Source organism: Glycomyces sp. NPDC021274 (assembly GCF_040641195.1).
Lineage (GTDB): Bacteria > Actinomycetota > Actinomycetes > Mycobacteriales > Micromonosporaceae > Glycomyces.
Genome location: NZ_JBFADC010000001.1, coordinates 280,761 through 297,950 on the forward strand (window position 1 = coordinate 280,761; position 17,190 = coordinate 297,950).

The window sequence follows — 17,190 nt, forward strand, 5'->3', positions numbered from 1 at the left end:
TCACGGCGGGCCGGCGGCCCGCCGTGACGTGCGGTCAGCGCAGCCCGTAGGAGCGGATGGTGGTGTGGGTGACGGTGTTGCCCGCCTCGTCGGCGGCGGTGAAGCGCACCGACACGAACGCGGCGTCTTCAGGGTGCTCCAGCTCCGCGGTGGCGCTGTCGCCCTCGCGGTCGATGTCGACGAGGTCCCAGGTGGCGCCGTCGTCGTACGACACCTCGAAGGTCATGGCCGTGCAGACCTGCTGCTCCGCGCCCGGCTGGGTGGCGAACTCGAGCTCGACGTCCTGGTCGTCGTCGGCATCGGCGTAGCCGTTCTCGATGTCCTCGGCGTCGAAGTTCACCACCGAGACCGGAAGGATCACGTCGGTCCCGCCCGACGGGACCGTGAACTCCCACTCGGCGGTCGCGGCGGTGCCGAGGTTCGTCCACGGCACGTCCCGAGTCGCTTCGGTGTAGAGCTCGTACCGGCCCTCGCCGACGAGCGCGAGTTCAGTGGCGAGCGAGCCGCCGTACTCGGATTTGCTGACGCCCAGGCCGTCCTGGCTCAGCACGGTCTGGCCGGGGCTCTCGTAGGAGTTGATGGCCTCGCCGGGCGCGCCGCTGGAGAACAGGGACGGGTTGGTGAGCAGCACTTCGTAGGAGTCCATCCGGGCGAAGCGCGGCAGGAAGTACTCGACGCCGGCGAGGTCGACGCCCGCGGTGATCGGCCCCTGGTTCCAAGTGGACTTGGCGCTCGAGCCGGGACGCAGCGTGCCGCTGTGGTGCAGGACGTCGGCGTACGGCTCGTCCCCCTCGGCGTCGAATCCGAAGGTGCCCATGTGGGACCAGTCGACCTCCGGGTGCGCCGAGTAGTACTCGGTCCGCTTCGACGGCGCTGCGACGATGCCGCTCTGCCGGTACCCGGACGCGGAGTGGATCGGGTGGTACGACAGGTTGGACCGGCCCATCAGCGTGTCGACGCCGAGGCTCTGGTAGTCCATCTTCATCTTCGCGAGGTCTTCGTCCTCGTAGGAGAACACGGGATTGGCGGGGATGCCGTCGTCGTGCAGGCCGAACAGGCTGTAGCTGTAGGGCTTCCGGGCGTCTTCGGGGCTCACGAGCTCCTGGCGGAGCACGAAGCCGACGTCGCGGCCGGTCGTGTCGAAGTCGGTGGGCACCACCGAGACGGACCATTCCGGTCCGGCGAGGAGGCCGCCCCCGTTGCCGTCGCGGGTGCCCGGCACGTTGCTGAAGACGTCGACCTCGATGGCCTGCGCCTCGGCCTCGCGCTCGACCGCGAACCCGGTCGCTTCGGCTGCGGCGCCGTCGAAGACGACCGGTTCGGTGTCGGCGCCGACCTCGAGTTCGATCACTCCGGCGATCGTCGCGGGAAGGTCGAACTTGTCCATCAGGACGACGACGTGGTAACGGCCGGGCGCCATGTCGACGGTGGCCGTGCCGCCTTCGAACATCTCGCTGCCGAGCTCGCCGGTGTCGATCTCGGCCCAGCGGAGGGACACGACCTCCGGTGCCGATCCGTCCGACCACAGGGCGGTGAAGTCGACCGGCACGGCATCGGCGGCCACGGCCGCCGCGTCGGTCTCGTCCGCGAGCAGCTCGGCCGCCCCCGGATCGCCCGCATCGCTGATCCCGTTGCGGGCCAGCGCGTCGATGTTGAACTGGGCCGTGGTGAGGGTGCCGTCGGCGAGGTCGCCGAGTGCTTCCACGGGAATGAGGAGGCGGTCGCCGTCGGGCTCGGTCGCGGTGTGGAACGCACCGCCGGCGGGATCGGTGAGGAAGGAGCCGTCGGCGGTCAGGCGGACCTGGTCGCCGGTGGGGAGGGTGATCGTGCCCGAGTCGGCGGGCGGGGCCGCGTCGGCTTCGGCGGCGGTCGCGGCGGGTGCGGGACCGGCGGCGGTCAGCGCGCCCGCCAGTACGAGGGCCGCGAGTGGGTGGTGCAGTCGCAAGGCGTCTCCAAGATCGGTGGGGGGCCAACGAATGTTGCCCGTACTGGAGACTCCGCATACCGCGTATGTGGTTGCATCGGGACTCAGGCCGAGTCGGGCAGCCGTTCGCTCCAGGCGGCGATGCCGTTCTCGGTGAGGATCATGTCCCAGGCGGCTTCGGAGGCGCCGAGGATGGGGGCGTCGGGGCCGAGGGCGGAGGGGAGGACGCGGGGCGGGTCGTCGCGGCGGAAGCCCATGAGGCCGGTGCTGTAGGCGTGCTCGAACGGTTCGCGTGCGGCGCGGCGCAGTTCGGGGGCGAGGCCGCCGAGGCAGACGATCTCGGGGTCGAGGATGTTGACGAGTCCGGCGGTGCCGCGGCCGAGGACGGCGGCGCATTCCTCCACTGCCGCACGGGAGTCGGGGTCGACGAGCGCTTCGATGAGGTACGCGCGCGGGTCCTCGGGTTCGTCCTCGCCGCGCAGGCGCGCGACCGCGCGGCCGTCGACCGCCACATCCCAGCAGCCGTGCGCGCCGCACGGGCAGGCGACGAGAGGGTCGCCCAGGGGCGCGTGGCCGAATTCGCCGCCGGCACCGGTGGCGCCGGTGACCGCGTGGCCTTCATCGACGAAGATCCCGCCGATGCCGACCTCGATCGTGAGGTAGAGGACGCTCTTCCCCGGATGCGAGAGCCGCGCTTCGGCGAGGCCCGCGAGTGTGGCGTCGTTGCCGAGGGCTTGGGGCACACCGGGGAGCAGCGGTTCGACTTCGAGGTCGCGCCATCCGAGCACACTGGACTGCACGATGGCGTTGCGGCGGACGGTGCCGGTGGCGGAGATCGAGACGGCCTGGACGCGTCCGTCGTAGCGGCCCGCGAGGTCGCCCACGGCGGCGCGGATGTCGGCGAAGACGCGTTCGGGGCGTTTGGAGGCGTGGCGGCCGGTGGTCGTGTCGACCAGGGTCCCTTCGAGGTCGGCGATGGCGACGACCCAGTCGGCGTAGCGGACGTCGACGACGGCGGCGAGGGGCCCGTCGGGGTGGGCGTGCAGCGTGGTGGTGGGCCGGCCGCGGCCGGTGGGCGGGGCGGGGGCCTCGGCGAGGAGGCCGAGGGCGCGCAGGCGCGCGGAGATCTCGGTGGCGGTGCCGCTGCCGACGTGCATGGCGCGGGCGGCCTCGGCGCGGGTGACGCCGGGCCGGGAGCGCACGAGTTTGAGGAGGTCGAGTGCGCCGCTCCAGCGGGCGGCCTCGGCGCGGCCGACTTTGGCCGGGCTCGCGTCGTCTGCGGGAGCAGGGGTTCTGGCTTGCACTCGGGGACCTCCAGGAATTATCCTCGCGTTACGAGTTTATTTCTACCCCGGAGGGCTTCATGCGAAGCTACAGCAACCCCGAAGCGGTCCTGCTCGACATGGACGGCACTTTGGTCGATTCCGACGGCGCGGTCGAACGCGCCCCCTCGGCGACGCTTGCGAGCCGTAAATTGGCACTGTCCGCATGGGCGGTGGAGTACGGCGTCGACCCGGCGCTGGCATTGGTGAACGCCCACGGCAGCCCCGCCTCGATCACCGCCGCCCGCCTCCGGCCCGATCTCGATGCGGCGCAGGTCGACACGGCCGCCGCGCGGCAGCTGGAGCTCCAGTACGACGACCTCGCCGACGTCGTCCCGATCGCAGGCGCCGAGCGGCTCCTCACCGCATTCGAGCGGATCGGGATGCCGTGGGCGGTCACCAGCGCCGACGACCGGCTCGCCAAGGCCCGCCTCGCCGCCGCGGGCATCCGCCCGCCGCTGCTGTTCACGTTCGAGGACGTCGCGCGCGGCAAGCCCGACCCCGAGGGATACCTCCTGGCCGCCAAGGCGCTCGGCGTCGACCCCGCCGCGTGCCTCGTGGTCGAGGACTCCGAGCCGGGCCTGGCGGCGGGCCGCGCCGCGGGTGCGATGACCGCGTCGCTGCGCGGGCTCGACGCCGACGTGCAGCTCACCGACCTCGGCGACCTCGCGGAGCTGCTGGTGCCCGATGGCCGTTGACACCGAGGTCCAGCGGACGGCCGCCTCCCGCGACCTGAGCCGCGTGGTCGCGTTCGCGCAGATCGGGCTCGGCCTCCTGGTCAGCTCGTACGGCCCGTACCTGGCCGGGATCGCCGCCGAGCTCGACCGGCCCCGCGGCGAACTCGTCTGGCTCACCATGACGTTCGGCGCGGGCCTGGTCCTGGCCGCCGCGGCCGGCCCGGCCGTGCTCCGCGCGGGCGCGGGCCTGGTGATGCGGCTGGCGTGCGCGGTGATCGCGGTCGGCGCGGTGGTCATGGCCGCGTCGCCGCAACTGCCGGTCGCGGGCACGGGATCCGTGCTCGTCGGGTTCGGTTGCGCCGCAGTCGCTCTCGCTACGCCGTCACTACTGCGCGGCCCAGGCGCGGCGAAGCGGATCACGATCATGGTCGGGCTCGCCAGCGCCGCCGGGGTCTGCGCGCCGCTGGCGTTCGGGGCGCTGGAGTCGGTGGGCGTGCCCGGCCGCTGGGCGCTGCTGAGCGCCGTGCCGGTGCTGCTCGCGGGGGCCGTGCACCGCACGGTCCAAGGCCCTCCGGACGAGGCGGTCGCCACCGGCGGCGGCGTCCCGGTCGGTCCGGCGGCGCTCGCGTGGTCGCGGATCGTCCTCTGTGTAGGGATCGAGTTCTGCTTCTCGATCTGGAGCGTGGCCCGCCTGGTGGACACCGGGGTCGCGCTCGGCACGGCTTCGGCGCTCGGGGCGAGCTTCGGCATCGGGATGGCCGCGGGCCGCCTGGTGGGGCCGCGGTTCGTGGACCGGCCGTGGGCGGTGCACGCGGCGCTGGCGACGATCGCGGTCGGCACCGTGGTGGTCTACCTCGGGCAGGATCCGGTGACCGTGACCGCCGGGGTCGCGGTCGCGAGCCTCGGCATCGCGCCGCTGTACCCGATCATGCTGGGGCGCCTGGTCGGCATCCCGGGCCTGAGCGGGCGGCACTCGGCGTCGATCGGGTCGCTCGCTTCGGGGACGGCGATCCTGTCGGCGCCCGCGGTGCTGGGCTGGCTGGACGGGCGGATCGGGTTGCGGGAGGCGTTCCTGCTGCCGATCCCGCTGCTGGTGATCCTGCTGGTCCTCTCGAGGCGCCGGTAGCGCAGCGGCCCCGGACGCAGCAGGCCCGGATCGTGCATCCTATAGGAAATATGATGCACGATCCGGGCCGCTGAACGACTGCTAGTACTCGTCGTCCCTCTTCTTGGTGGCCGTGAGCGAGCCGGCGTGGGCCTTCTCCTCGGGGCTCATGCGGGTCTTGATGAGGCTGGCCACGGTCACGACGATGAGGACGCCGATGACCACGGTGAGGCTGACCGGCGTCGAGACCTCGGGGACCGCGGGGTCGATGTCGACGTGGGCCCAGTGCAGGACCAGCTTCACGCCGATGAACAGCAGGATGATGGCCAGGCCGGCCGAGAGGTAGACGAGGCGGTCGAGCAGGCCCTTGACGAGGAAGAACAGTGCGCGCAGGCCCAGCAGCGCGAAGGCGTTCGCGGTGAAGACGATGTATGCCTCCTGCGTGACGCCGAAGACGGCCGGGATGGAGTCGAGCGCGAAGAGCAGGTCGACGCTGCCGATGGCGATGAGGACGATGAACAGCGGGGTGAACAGCCGCTTGCCGTCCACTTTGGTGGTGAGTTTGCCGTCGACGTAGTCCTGGGTGATGGGCAGGAAGCGGCGGGCGCCGCGGACCATCAGGTTCGACTCGACGTCGGGGTCCTCGTTGCGGTGGCGGAAGAGCTGGATCGCCGTGTAGACGAGCAGCAGGCCGAACACCAGGAACATGAACGAGAACGAGTTGATGAGCGCGGAGCCGAGCGCAATGAAGATCGCGCGCATGATGAGCGCGAGGACGATGCCGAAGGTGAGGACCTTGTGCTGGTGGTGGTCCGGTACCGCGAAGGTGCTCATGATGATCACGAACACGAACAGGTTGTCCACCGAGAGGCTCTTCTCGATGATGTAGCCGGCGAAGTACTCGGTGCCCGCGGCGTTCCCGTACTGGGTGCCGAACCAGATGCCGAAGACGATCGCGATGGCGATGTAGAAGACCGACCAGGCCGTGGCCTCCCTGAAACCGACATGGTGCGGGCGCACTGCAGCGAGGATCAGGTCCACCGCCAGCAGGACGACGATGAGGCCGATGGTTCCGGCCCAAGTGAGTGGGCTGATATCGAGCAACGCTTCCTCCGTCAGATTGCCATCATCACGACTGCAGGGTTGACATCATCCCCCCAGTGCCCGCATCCTAACGGCCGCTTGCCCCGTTTGTCACGACCACCCTGACGACCGTGACCTCGACCAAAGCATGATCACGACCACGCCGCGGCCGATCTGGCTTTTCCGCGTCCCTGAGAACCTTGGTCGAGAAGCCGCCTACTTCCGTTGCGGCGGCGAACCAGGGCGCGAATCCCGCTCGTGGATTGCCGCTACTATCAGTACGCCTAGCGTCGCCCTTCGGACTCCGGAGTGAACCCCCATGCGTCTGTACAAGGACACCACCTATTCCGTACGGCACCTCGTCGAAGCCATCGAACGGGGCCGCATCGCCTTGCCGGAGCTGCAGCGCCCGTTCGTATGGAACACCACCCAGGTCCGGGACCTCTTCGACTCCATGTACCGCGGCTATCCGATCGGATACCTGCTGTTCTGGGAGACCGGGGCCGAGGCTTCGCGCCGCGGAATCGGCGAATCCGATGGCGAGAGCGCCGCGCACCTCATCATCGACGGGCAGCAGCGGACCACCGCGCTCTTCGCGGTGCTCACCGGACGGCCGGTGCTCAAAAAGGACTATTCGCGGGCGCGCATCACCATCGCGTTCCGTCCGGCCGACGAGACGTTCGCGGTGGCCAATGCCGCAAGCCGCAACGATCCCGAGTTCATCAATGACATCTCCGTGGCCTTTGCGCCAGGATACGACCAGTTCACCGAGACCATGGGCTTCATCGCCCGTCTCGCCGAGCACCGCGAGGTGCCCGCTGAAGAACAGGGACGCATCGCCCGCGCCATCAGCCAGCTCCGCGACCTCGCCAACACGGACTTCAAGGTCATCGAACTCTCAGCTTCCGCCGGTGTCGAAGAGGTCTCGGAGATCTTCGTCCGCATCAACTCCGCAGGCACCGAGCTCAACCGGTCCGACTTCCTGCTGACACTCATGAGCGTCTACTGGGAGCAGGGGCGCCAGGAGTTGGAGCGGTTCTGCGAGGACACCCGCACACCGCGCACCGACGGGAAACCCTCCCCGTTCAACTGGCACCTGCACCCCAAGCCGGTGGTGCTCCTGCGCGCCGCCATCGCGCTCGCCTTCCGCCGCGCCCGCCTCGACAGTGTCTACACCGTGCTCAGCGGTCGCGACGTCCCTGAAGGGCCAGAGCGGGCCGCCCGCATCGGCGAGCAGTTCGAGAAGCTCGCCGCGGCCCAGAACCAGGTGCTCGACCTCCTCAACTGGCACGAGTTCATGCAGTGCCTGGAGCTCGCGGGATTCCGGGGCCGGAAGATGATCACCTCGGAGAACGCGGTGGTCTTCGCCTATGTGATGTGGTTGATCGGTCGCATCGAGTTCAAGGTCCCCATCGATCGCCTGCGGCACCTGGTCGCACGCTGGTTCTTCATGGGGCAGACGACCAGTCGCTACTCGGGTTCGTTCGAGACCCAGGTCGAACGGGATCTCGCGCAGATCTCGGCCCTCGCGAAAGGGGACGCCGACGCCTATGTGGGCCTGCTCTCGCGTCTCATCGACGAGCGGATGACCAGCGACTGGTGGGCCGTGACGCTCCCGGGCGACCTCGCCTCATCCGGCAGCCGCTCTCCCGTGCTCTTCGGATATATCGCTGCGTTGAACATCCTCGACGCCGACGCGCTCCTCTCGAAGGTGAAAGTCCGCACCCGGCTCGACCCCTCCGTGCACGTCCGCAAAGGCATCGAGCGCCACCACCTGTTCCCCCAGAACTTCCTGAAGAACGGGTTGGGGATCAAGGACCGCAGCAGGATCAACCAGTTCGCGAACATGGCCCTCGTCGAATGGGCCGACAACATAGCCGTCTCCGACCGTCCGCCCGCCGAGTACTGGCCGGCGCAGGTGCGGGCCAATCGGCTCCCTGACGCGGATCTGGCTCGGCAGGTGTACTGGCACGCGCTGCCCGAGGGCTGGACCGGCATGGAGTACGAGGAGTTCCTGTCCGCCCGCCGCCGGCTCATGGCCGCAGTCATGAAGGACGCGTTCGACCTGCTGGCGAAGGACGACTACCTGGCCGCCTACCCCGAGCCGGCCCCGGCGACCCGGCCCGTCGCCACGACTGTGGCGGACTTGATCGGTCTGGGGCTCGTCATGTCAGGCGAATCCCTGGTCAACGAGTCGGACGAGGTCCAGGCGACGGTTCTGGAGGACGGGCGCCTGGAGTATGACGGCGCGGTCTTCGAAACGCCGGACGAAGCGGCCCGCTCCGCCGCGGGGAACCCCTGCGACGGCTGGGCCTACTGGTCGGTGGAGTCCCCTGGGGACGGACCCCAGACACTCGCTTCACTGCTGCGGGAGGCCTAACCCGGACGTTCGAACCTGATCAGCGTGAACTTCCGCTCCATCCCAGAGTGGTTGCAGGGGCTGACTGCGGGTGGCGCCGTCACGCGGCGGCGAGGCGCAGAAGGGGGCTGGGTTCGCCGGTCCAGGTGAAGACCACTGCGTCGCGGGCGCGGGTGGCGGCTACGAAGAGCAGGTTGCGGGCCTTCGCCATCTCCAGCTCGAATCGCTGCGGGTCGGTGTCGGCCAGTTTGCGCACGTAGCCGTACGGGAACTTGTCAGCGCCGATGCCGGAGACCATCATGAACCGGTACTCGAGTCCTTTGAGGCGGTGCATGGTGCCGACGTGGACGGTGTCGGAGGAGGGGACCGCGTCCGCGGCGAGCGCGGCGGCCGGGACACCTGCGGCGTTCAGGCCGTCGATCACCTTGGCGGCCATGGCTTTGAGCGGGACGGCCACGGCGATGCCTCCGGTGCCGTGAGCCTCGGTCCAGGCCCGGACCTGCGTTGCGATCGTGGCGAGTTCGGCCTCCGGCGTGGTTTGCGGCCTGAACTCCGGGAGTGCGCCGCTCATGACGGACCGGTATCCGGCCAGGCTGTCGGTGTCGCCGTCGAGGTCGTCGGCTTGTGCGCCGGAGCCGATGGCGAGCGCGGCGAGCAGGATCTCCCTGGTGGTGCGGTAGTTGAGGGTCAGGCGCTTGGAACGGCCGCGGATGTCGATGCCGAGCTGGCCGAGTGTCACGGGCTGGCCGTAGATGCGCTGGAAGGTGTCGCCGGTGATGAACAGGTCGTCAACGGCTTCGGGGACGAGGGCGCGCAGGAGAACCCAGTGCGCGGGGGTGAGGTCCTGGGCTTCGTCAATGACGATGTGGCGGTAGCGGTAGTCCCCTTTGAGCCGGTGCTTCTCGGCGACCGCGGTGGTGGCGCGCACTTGCGGCCAGCACCATGCCCCGCGCTCAGCGAGCAGCTTGTTGAAGCGTTCCACGAGTTCCCACACCCTGGCCCGCTGGATCCGGTTGAGCCGCCGGGGTCGCTTGACCCGCCGGGCCTGGAGGTATTCGGCACGGCTGGTGACCAGCTGCGCGCAGACGACGTCGTTCCATTCGCTGAGCAGGAAGTCGGCGTCGAACTCGGTCTCACCCCGGTCGCTTCGTACCTGCTCCCACGCTGCGAGCATGTCGTCGTCGCCCATGAGGGCTCCGAGGTCGCCTTGCTCACGGGCCAGCCGGTGGACGACGGCGTCGAGGTGCTCGACGTCGACGCGGGCCAGGGCCTCCTGGTCGAGGAGCAGGCCCAGTTTGGACTTGAGGTCGGCGGCGAGGTTGCGGGTGAAGGTGGTGAGCAGGATGCGTTCGCCGCTCGCGGGGTCGAGGCCGCGGGCGAGACGGGCCGTGCGGTGGAGCGCGACGACCGTCTTGCCTGTGCCGGGCCCGCCGCTGACGCGAGCGGGGCCTTTGTAAGTGCGGTCGATGAGCTGCTGCTGGGTCGGGTGGGTCCAGAGTCGCCAGGCTTCGAAGCGGCCGTCGAGCATGGCGGTGACGGCCGCGTCGGAGCTGGTGACGTAGCTGGTGCGCCGTTCGACGGCGGCGGCGAAGTCGCTGGTGTCGACCGGTTCGGGGGCGCGGACGGGGGCGGTGACGAACTCTTCGATCTCGGCGAGGGTGAAGCCGGCATCGATGGCGTTGAGGATTTCGGCGGTGTGGCGGGGCGCGACGTCGCAGAAGGCCTTGAGCTGGTCGCCGGTGGCGATCTGGCGGATCGCGGGGAGGAGCGGGGCGGCGACGCCGAAGTCGAGGAGGACGTCGTCGGGGTAGTCCTTGAACAGGTCTGTCACCGCAACTGCCCGAACGGGGTGGGCCGGTGCGGCGGGTTCGGGGCTCCGCTCAGATTCGGCTACGGCGCTGTGGATCTCGTCGAAGTCGGCGACTTCGAAGGCGCCGGTGACGCCGTTGACATGGGCGGTGTAGCGGTGGTCGATCCGGTCGTAGGAGGACTGGCGGGGAGCGACGTCGATGAGGACGAAGTGGGCGCGGGCGACTTCGCAGAGGATGGCCCGGTAGTCGTCAGTGATCCGCGCGGACCAGAGTCGGCGGTCGCCTTGGAGGCGTTTGAGGCGCAGGCCGGGCAGGTCCATGTTGGCGCAGAACTTCGATTGGAATTCGGCGTAGCGGGCCTGGACGGCGCGGTCGAGTTTCGCGAGGCGGCGGGCGGCGTTGCCGTAGACGGAGAGGACGGCGGACTGCGGCTCGGTCAAGACGGCTCCCTGGGATGCCTGGAAGAGTGGTTCAGGGCGGGAATCACAGCATCGGCGATGAACAGCGTTCGCAATACTACCGTCCGTGATGAATGCTGGTGAAACCGGCGCGGGACGCGATGAACCGTCATATTCGCACGAGCTGTCCATTGCGGACGAGGCCGCGCAGGTGCTCGGCGGTGCGTTTGGGGGCCGGGCCGCCGCTGATGAGAAGGCCGGCTTCGAGGTTCTTCTCGATGCCGGAGGTGGTGAAGTTAGCGCTGGTCGACAGCAGGAGCTGGTCGTCGGCGAGGGCGAGTTTGGCGTGGAGCCTGGCGTCCTCAGGGCGAGTGGCGCGGTCCCAGGTGTAGAGCTTCGCGCCGGTCACGGTGGCGAAGGCGGCGGCGGGCTCGGAACCGGAGATCGCCGACCCGGCCCCTGCGAGGGTCTCGACGGCAATGTTGACGGTGACGCCGTGGGCGATTCGGCGCTGGAGCTGTTCGAGCATCGGCGGGTACGGCTTGGCGGAGTAGGTGGTGAGCCACAGCTCCTGTTCAGCGGCGACGAGGACGCTGAGGAGGGCTCGCCAGGTGGAACGGACCGGGACGCCCGGCACCGTAGGGCCGGTCCAGACCACTTCGGCGGCCCGGGGCCAGTTGAGAAGGCCCGCGAAGAACCCGTGAAGGAAATCGAGGGCTCGCTGCTCACCCAGTTCGCGGCAGGCATTGCAGAGTTTTCCGAGGAGTTCGGCGGCTTCGGGATGGCCGAGGCGTTCGGCCAGCATCGCCGGGTGTTCCGCGGCGACGATGTCGTTGATGTTGCTGATGATCGTGTGCGGGCCGACGAGATCGAGCAGCTCGATGGCATAGAGGTGGACCGCCTCGCGCGGTCGTATCACTCCCATGGCGGCAGGAAGGTCAGGCCGTCGCCGAGGTCGGCGACGAAGCGGCGGTCGAGGAAGCGGTTCCCGCGTTCGCAGGTGGTCTCAGAGACGAACAGGCAGGCGTGGCAGGCGGCGCCATGGAGCGAGTCGGCCGGTTCGGCGGGAAGGTGGTCGGAGCAGACCGGGTCGCTGGAGCAGCGTTCGGCGGCGGTGAGGGCCTTGCCGACGATCCGGGTGAGCTGGGAGGACTCGGCGAGGCTGACGAGTCCGCCGAGAGTGCCCTCCGCGTCCGGCACGGCCGTGTAGATGAGGATGCCGGCCCGGTCTTCGCCGTTGCTGTAGATGCGTTCGGCCAGGCTCGCGGAGTTGTAGCCGCATTCGAGTGCGATGGAGCGGATGAGCAGGTGTGACAAGGTATGCAGGACTACGTACCCGGTGCCGGGCCAGCCTTTCTCCGCGTCGAAGGCGGCACCGAGCCGGTGCGAGTGGCGCTTGCCCCGGAACTCCTTCCAAGCCGCCCGGAGCCGCTGGACGGCTTCGCTCGACTCGGTCTTCGCCGTCCATTCGGCGAGGGCTTCGGCGTCGACACGGAGAAAGATCCCTTCCCCGAAGACCTCGCTGGCGGGAGCCCATTTGGGGGCGCCGCGGCCGATGGACGCGGTGGGGACGAGATCGGGTTCCTCGGGGTCGGGCGCGTCGAGCCGGGTGAAGCCGTAGAACGCGCGCACAGCCCGGAGTCGTTCGGCGCGGACCACATCGGTGAAGAAGGGCCGCAACCGCTCCGGGACGCCGTCGCTGCCGCGGACGGCGGTGAAGTTCCGGCCGTCGTCGGCGAGCTGCCCGGCGGTGAAGGCCTTCCATTCAGGTTCGAGGAGGTCCTGCTGCTCCTCGGTGCCGGGGGCGGCCGGAATGTAGGAGTCCATTGCGGCCTTGAAGTCCGCGGCCTCGAATTCGGCGAAGGGCTTGAGCGCCGGGACGGAGCGCATCACCAGTGCAAGCTGCTCGGCGGCGAACCCCGCGAACGGCTGGATCGAATCCCAATACTCGGCGATGAGGCCGGCCAGCTTGTCGGCAGTGTCGGGCGGCACGGACAGGACCGCCGCGGTCTGCGGGAACCACAGGTTCGAGGCGCCCACGATGAGGGGCACGGCGTCTTCGGTGCAGGGCCCGAACTCGCGAAGGTGCGGATGCCTGCCGCGGCAGCCGGGCAGGTTCGCCTTGCCCAACTCCCCCATCGCGTCGCGAAGGTTGCGCTGCGATCCGCAGTTGCCGCATTTGATGAGCACGTTGACGGCTCGGTTGCCGGCCCGGTCGAGCATGGACAGCTGCGGGAACTCCGCCTTGGGGCAAGCCGCGCCGTGGTGGACGAACCATTCGTACGGGAATTCGTCCAGATGCCCGTTCCGGCAGGTCAGCAGGAAGCGGGCCGGGATGGCCTTGAAGTCCTTGTTGTTCTTGCATTTCACGTGCTCGAACCGGGCTTCGTCGGGCCGCCCCGTCTTGGTGTTGATATAGGTGAAGATCCGGCTGTCGATCGGCGCGAGCCGATCGCAGCCGGTGCAGCGCAGCCAGGCCGGGAAGGGCCGCACCGGTACCCCGATCGGGGACTTGTCGTCCTCTTCGGAGAGCGGAATCAGCCGGAGTCCGTCCACCCCTCGGCCGATCTTCCGCCGGACCTCGTCGAGGAGCCGCGGCTCGACCACTTCCACCAGGTCGTTCTGGAAGCTCGGCCAGTCGTCGATGCCGCCGACGAGCACGGACATGTTCGGCAGGTCGACGATCGCGCCGATGCCTCCGGTGAACATAAGGTGGCTCGGCCGGGCGGACCCGACCTTCCTGATGGGCTGCTTCGGGGCCATCGGTCACGCACCGTCCTTCGCATCGCCGGGTTTGACCGGGAACGCCCACGCCGCGGCGCCGCGCGGTCGCTCGTACACCTCGTCCAACGGCGGGAACAGGAGCTTGGCCTCGCCTTCGGTCTCGCGCATCGAGTTCGCCACCGTACGGGAAGTCCAGTCCGATCCGTCCGCGCTCTTCAAGAGCCCGTTGCGGTTCGTCTGCGACCGGCCGGGCCGGTAGACCAGGTTCCCGCGAGCCCGCTCGTCGTCCCAGTCGTCGAAGAACGCCTCGGCGCGTTCACGCAAGTACCCGCCCGCCGGCCCGGCGATGTCCTCGGCTCGCTCAGCGAACGTCTCCAGAACGTCGCGGACCTGCGGCGACGTACGGTCGAACGCCGCCGCGGCCGGGTTCGGCGAAGAGGCGGCATCGGTTTGGCGGATCGCCGCCGCCAGTGCCCCAGTCGCGCCCCGGTCGAGCGACCGGCGGGTAAAGGGGGTGACCGAAAGCGCTTCGACCTGCCGGTAGAAGGTCTGGTGATAGTGGTGGAAGTCTTCGAAATGGTCGAGGTCGCGGGGCCGGGTCCAGTTGTACAGGGCGACGACCAGACCGGGCCTGGAGGCGTCGCGACCCACGCGCGAGGACGCCTGGATGTATTCGGCGGTGTTCTTCGGCTGGCCGGTGACGACCATGAGGCCGAACCGGGAGACGTCGACGCCGACCTGGAGCATGGAGGTGGCGAGGACGGCCCCGGCGCGCGGGATGCGGCGCGAGTACTCGACGGCGAGTCGGTCGGGTTCGCGGCGCTCCTTGGCGGCGGCCCCGAATTCACCGCGCCAGCCGCGTTTGCGTTCGGTGGTGTCGGACTCGGGGTCGAAGCCGGTCTCCAGGTCGGTCAGGGTGGCCGCGATTTCACGGGAGGCGATGCGCGAGGTCAGCTCGATGATCCGCAGGGTCTCGGAGCCGATGAGCCGCTTGGGAAAGCCGTCGCGAGCGCGGCTGACCCTGACTGAGACGTCGTCGTCGAGGTAGCGGCGCATCCCAGCGAGTTCGCGGGTGGCGTTGAAGTACCCGACTGGGGTCATGTACGGGTCGGCCGGCGTCCCGTGCTTGTCGAACAGGGACTGGCCTATGAGGAGCAGCGTGTCCCAGAGCCGGATCTCGGCCTGCTTGAGGCGCACGCCGTGCGCGCACAGCCCCAGGTAGCGTCGGCCCGGGGTCCGCTCGTTCACCTCGTCCTGCTTGGAGAAGAACGTGTCCTCGATGTCGATCACCGGGGGCGGGAAGATGGCGACCCGCCGGTTGTAGAGGCCGCGCACCTGTGCCTTGGAGCGTTTGGTGGTCGCGGTCGAGGCGACGATCTTCGGGCCGACAGAGCGCACGTCCTCGCCGTCGTCGTATGGCCACTGAAGGAGGTAGTCCACGGCGGATTCGAACAGGGCGACGCTGGTGCCCAGCGCCCCGGAGATCAGGTGCAGCTCGTCTTGGATGATGAGGTCGAGCGGGCGCGGGGCGACCACGGGGACGGCTTTGACGGCGGGCAGCTTGCCGGTGGCCTTGTGCTGGCTCGTGCAGCCGACCTTGCCGTCGAGGTCGGGGTGCTTGTAGCCGTGGCGGGGGCAGCGTTCGCGGACGCGGCCGAACAGCATGCCTGCCTCGCCCTTCCACGGCAGCTGCGCCAGTTTGTCCACTGTGGCGATGATGAACGCGGGCAGGAGCCGGTAGATCTCCTCGTCCACGCTGACGATGGGCACACCTTCGTCACTGGAGCGGCGCGAGAACGGGCAACGGTCCTCGTCGGTGTTCGAGCGCGGGCAGTACACGAGCACGCGCTGGCGCTCGATGTCCACTTCGACCGAGTTCGGGTCGAACGTCTCGCCGCACCAGGGGCACGCCTGCAGTTGCAGCACTCCGGACCCGGCGGTCTTCCCCGAGTCCTTCATCTTCGCGACGTCCTCTGCGGCGCCCTCGAAGGAGTTCGGCGTCACCTTCATTCCGACCCACAGGCCGATCCGGTACGGCTCGGCGCCGAACACTTCCGGTTCTGCCTGCCGCAGCAGTTCGGCCGCGCAGACGAGGGCCGAGGCCCGCTGGAACTGCTGCGAGGTGAGTAGCCGCAGGGTGTAGCGCATGAAGACCGCGACCCCGGCCGCCGCGTCGCGGGCGTCCTCACCCGTGCCCGTGACCCCTTGCAGGCGGCGCATGGCGAGCGTGAACGCCGCCAAGCCGAGGTACGCCTCGGTCTTGCCGCCGCCGGTCGGGAAGAACAGCAGGTCTACCAGGCCGTTCTTGGTCGCCTGCCGCTCCGGGTGCCCGGGGTCCGCCAGGCTGGCGAGGTTGAGCAGCAGGAAAGCGAGCTGGAACGGGCGCCACGATGCGGCACCGGCGCCTTTGCCCTCGATGGCGGCTTTGGCCGTGCGGTAGTCCTCCCCGGTGGTCGCGCGCCTGGCCGCGATCTGGGTGTGGACGCGCTGTTCCTTCATCGCCGACTGCGCGAACCTGAAGGCCCGCAAGGCGTCAGCGTGGGCCGGGACGCGCTCGTCGGTGAGCAGCCGCACCCCGTCCGCGATCCGACTGGCGACCGCGCGGGCGTCTTCCATGGCGCCGACCGCGTAGGGCCGCAGTTGCTCGGGCAGTCCGGCGATCCGGGCTTCCTGCTCCTCAAGCCAGTCGCTGTAGCCGGCGGCGAGCGGTGCCAGTCCAGCCTGCAACGCGGGGACGTCGGCCTCCGCGAGTGCGGCCATCGACAGTTCGAGGCCCGCCAGACGCGGCGACTGGGCCGGGGTCGGCGCGGAGGTGCCGGGCACGTCGGTGACCGGCAGCCATTCGGTCCGCAGCAGGTGGGCGCGGCGGCCGTCTTCGGGCGCTTCGGCGGCGACGGCCACATTGCGGCCGCGGGCGTACTGGAGCCGGTTGCGGTACAGCAGCCGCAGCCGCATGTCCTCGGCGTCGGCGACCCAGCTCGGGGGGATGTCGTCGGACTCGGGGTCATCGAGGGGCAGAAACACCGGTGACGCGCCGTCGAGGGCGCGGATCTGCAGCCGCGGCTGGAAGAGCCAGGCTTCGTCACCGTTGGTCTCGAGGGTGCGCTGGCCGTTGACGAGGCTGACCACGACCGAAGTGCCCTCGCCTTTCGGTTTGGCTTCGACATGCAGGACGACGCAGGGCTCTTCGGCGGACGCTCCGGTGAGCGGAATGCGCTCGGAGCGAGTGGGGATGCGGATCTCACGCGCGTATTCGACGGGTTCGCGCTGCCAGACCCGTTTCGCCGCGCCCTCTTCGTCGGTCTGGCCGACTTTGCGGTAGCGACCCCAAGAGGCCGTGACATGGATCGTGTCGGTCTCGGGGGCGAGTTTGAAGGAGACGCCCATACTCGAGGCCCACATGCGCCCGGTGTCGACCGGCGGCGTCTGCTCGGCGAGTTCGGTGTCCTCAGTGGAGGCGATCGGGGCGGAGCCGTCGTCGAGTTCGGACGGGTCGTTGGCCGGGTCGTCGCGGTCACGGCTGGTCTGTTTGCTGAGCGTCTTGGGGCCGAGTTGGCCGACCAGGTACCGGTCGCGCGGCGTGTAGTCGCTCAGCTGCTCGGTCTCGCCGCCCCAGGGGCCGAGGAGGTCGCGGCTCAGGTACTCGATGAGGCCGTCGCGGACTTGGAATGAGGAGGCGGGCTCGAAGTCCTGCGCCGCGTGCAGCAGCTCCGCGGGGGTGGGCGCTCCCGGTTCGCGGGACGGTGTGGCCATGACGCTCCGTTCAAATCCGGGTGGGCGGCAGTGG

10 protein-coding genes are annotated in these 17,190 nt (G+C 69.5%); 3 read left to right on the plus strand and 7 right to left on the minus strand.

Annotated elements, in window-relative coordinates:
- Nucleotides 1-34: 34 nt before the first annotated feature.
- A complete protein-coding gene (locus tag AB0I03_RS01230) occupies nucleotides 35-1,945 on the minus strand; it encodes a hypothetical protein (RefSeq protein ID WP_360404455.1) in 1,911 nt (636 codons plus the stop codon).
- Between the two features lie 83 nt (nucleotides 1,946-2,028).
- Nucleotides 2,029-3,228, minus strand: a complete 1,200-nt coding sequence (locus tag AB0I03_RS01235; RefSeq protein ID WP_360404458.1) for an ROK family protein — start codon at nucleotides 3,226-3,228, stop codon at nucleotides 2,029-2,031.
- A gap of 59 nt (nucleotides 3,229-3,287) precedes the next feature.
- On the opposite strand from AB0I03_RS01235, the gene AB0I03_RS01240 reads away from it, so the two are divergent.
- Together AB0I03_RS01240 and AB0I03_RS01245 are read left to right on the plus strand one after the other, a co-directional pair.
- Nucleotides 3,288-3,944, plus strand: a complete 657-nt coding sequence (locus AB0I03_RS01240) for an HAD-IA family hydrolase (protein ID WP_360404461.1) — start codon at nucleotides 3,288-3,290, stop codon at nucleotides 3,942-3,944.
- Nucleotides 3,934-5,049 carry an MFS transporter gene (locus tag AB0I03_RS01245; protein WP_360404464.1) on the plus strand — a complete coding sequence of 372 codons (1,116 nt, stop codon included), beginning with the start codon at nucleotides 3,934-3,936 and terminating at the stop codon, nucleotides 5,047-5,049. The genes AB0I03_RS01240 and AB0I03_RS01245 overlap by 11 nt, the downstream gene beginning before the upstream one ends.
- 81 nt (nucleotides 5,050-5,130) lie before the next feature.
- Here the strand turns inward: AB0I03_RS01245 and AB0I03_RS01250 are convergent, their stop codons facing one another.
- Nucleotides 5,131-6,132: a TerC family protein gene (locus AB0I03_RS01250; RefSeq protein ID WP_360404467.1), complete on the minus strand. Its 1,002-nt coding sequence runs from the start codon at nucleotides 6,130-6,132 to the stop codon at nucleotides 5,131-5,133.
- Between the two features lie 298 nt (nucleotides 6,133-6,430).
- On the opposite strand from AB0I03_RS01250, the gene AB0I03_RS01255 reads away from it, so the two are divergent.
- On the plus strand, nucleotides 6,431-8,491 hold the full coding sequence (locus tag AB0I03_RS01255) for a DUF262 domain-containing protein (RefSeq protein WP_360404470.1): 2,061 nt from the start codon (nucleotides 6,431-6,433) through the stop codon (nucleotides 8,489-8,491).
- 79 nt (nucleotides 8,492-8,570) lie between these two features.
- On the opposite strand, the gene AB0I03_RS01260 is transcribed toward AB0I03_RS01255, so the two are convergent.
- From AB0I03_RS01260 to drmA, 4 genes are all read right to left on the minus strand, one after another.
- Nucleotides 8,571-10,721: a UvrD-helicase domain-containing protein gene (locus AB0I03_RS01260; protein ID WP_360404473.1), complete on the minus strand. Its 2,151-nt coding sequence runs from the start codon at nucleotides 10,719-10,721 to the stop codon at nucleotides 8,571-8,573.
- A gap of 127 nt (nucleotides 10,722-10,848) precedes the next feature.
- Nucleotides 10,849-11,604 (minus strand): DISARM system phospholipase D-like protein DrmC, encoded by a 756-nt coding sequence (gene drmC / locus AB0I03_RS01265; RefSeq protein ID WP_360404476.1) that lies wholly within the window; start codon nucleotides 11,602-11,604, stop codon nucleotides 10,849-10,851.
- The gene (locus AB0I03_RS01270; RefSeq protein WP_360404479.1) at nucleotides 11,595-13,442 is read right to left on the minus strand and encodes a DUF1998 domain-containing protein; all 1,848 of its coding nucleotides are present in this window, start codon (nucleotides 13,440-13,442) and stop codon (nucleotides 11,595-11,597) included. Before AB0I03_RS01270 ends, drmC begins: the two co-directional genes overlap by 10 nt.
- Before the next feature lie 3 nt (nucleotides 13,443-13,445).
- Nucleotides 13,446-17,156: a DISARM system helicase DrmA gene (gene drmA / locus AB0I03_RS01275; RefSeq protein ID WP_360404482.1), complete on the minus strand. Its 3,711-nt coding sequence runs from the start codon at nucleotides 17,154-17,156 to the stop codon at nucleotides 13,446-13,448.
- Between the last annotated feature and the right edge of the window lie 34 nt (nucleotides 17,157-17,190).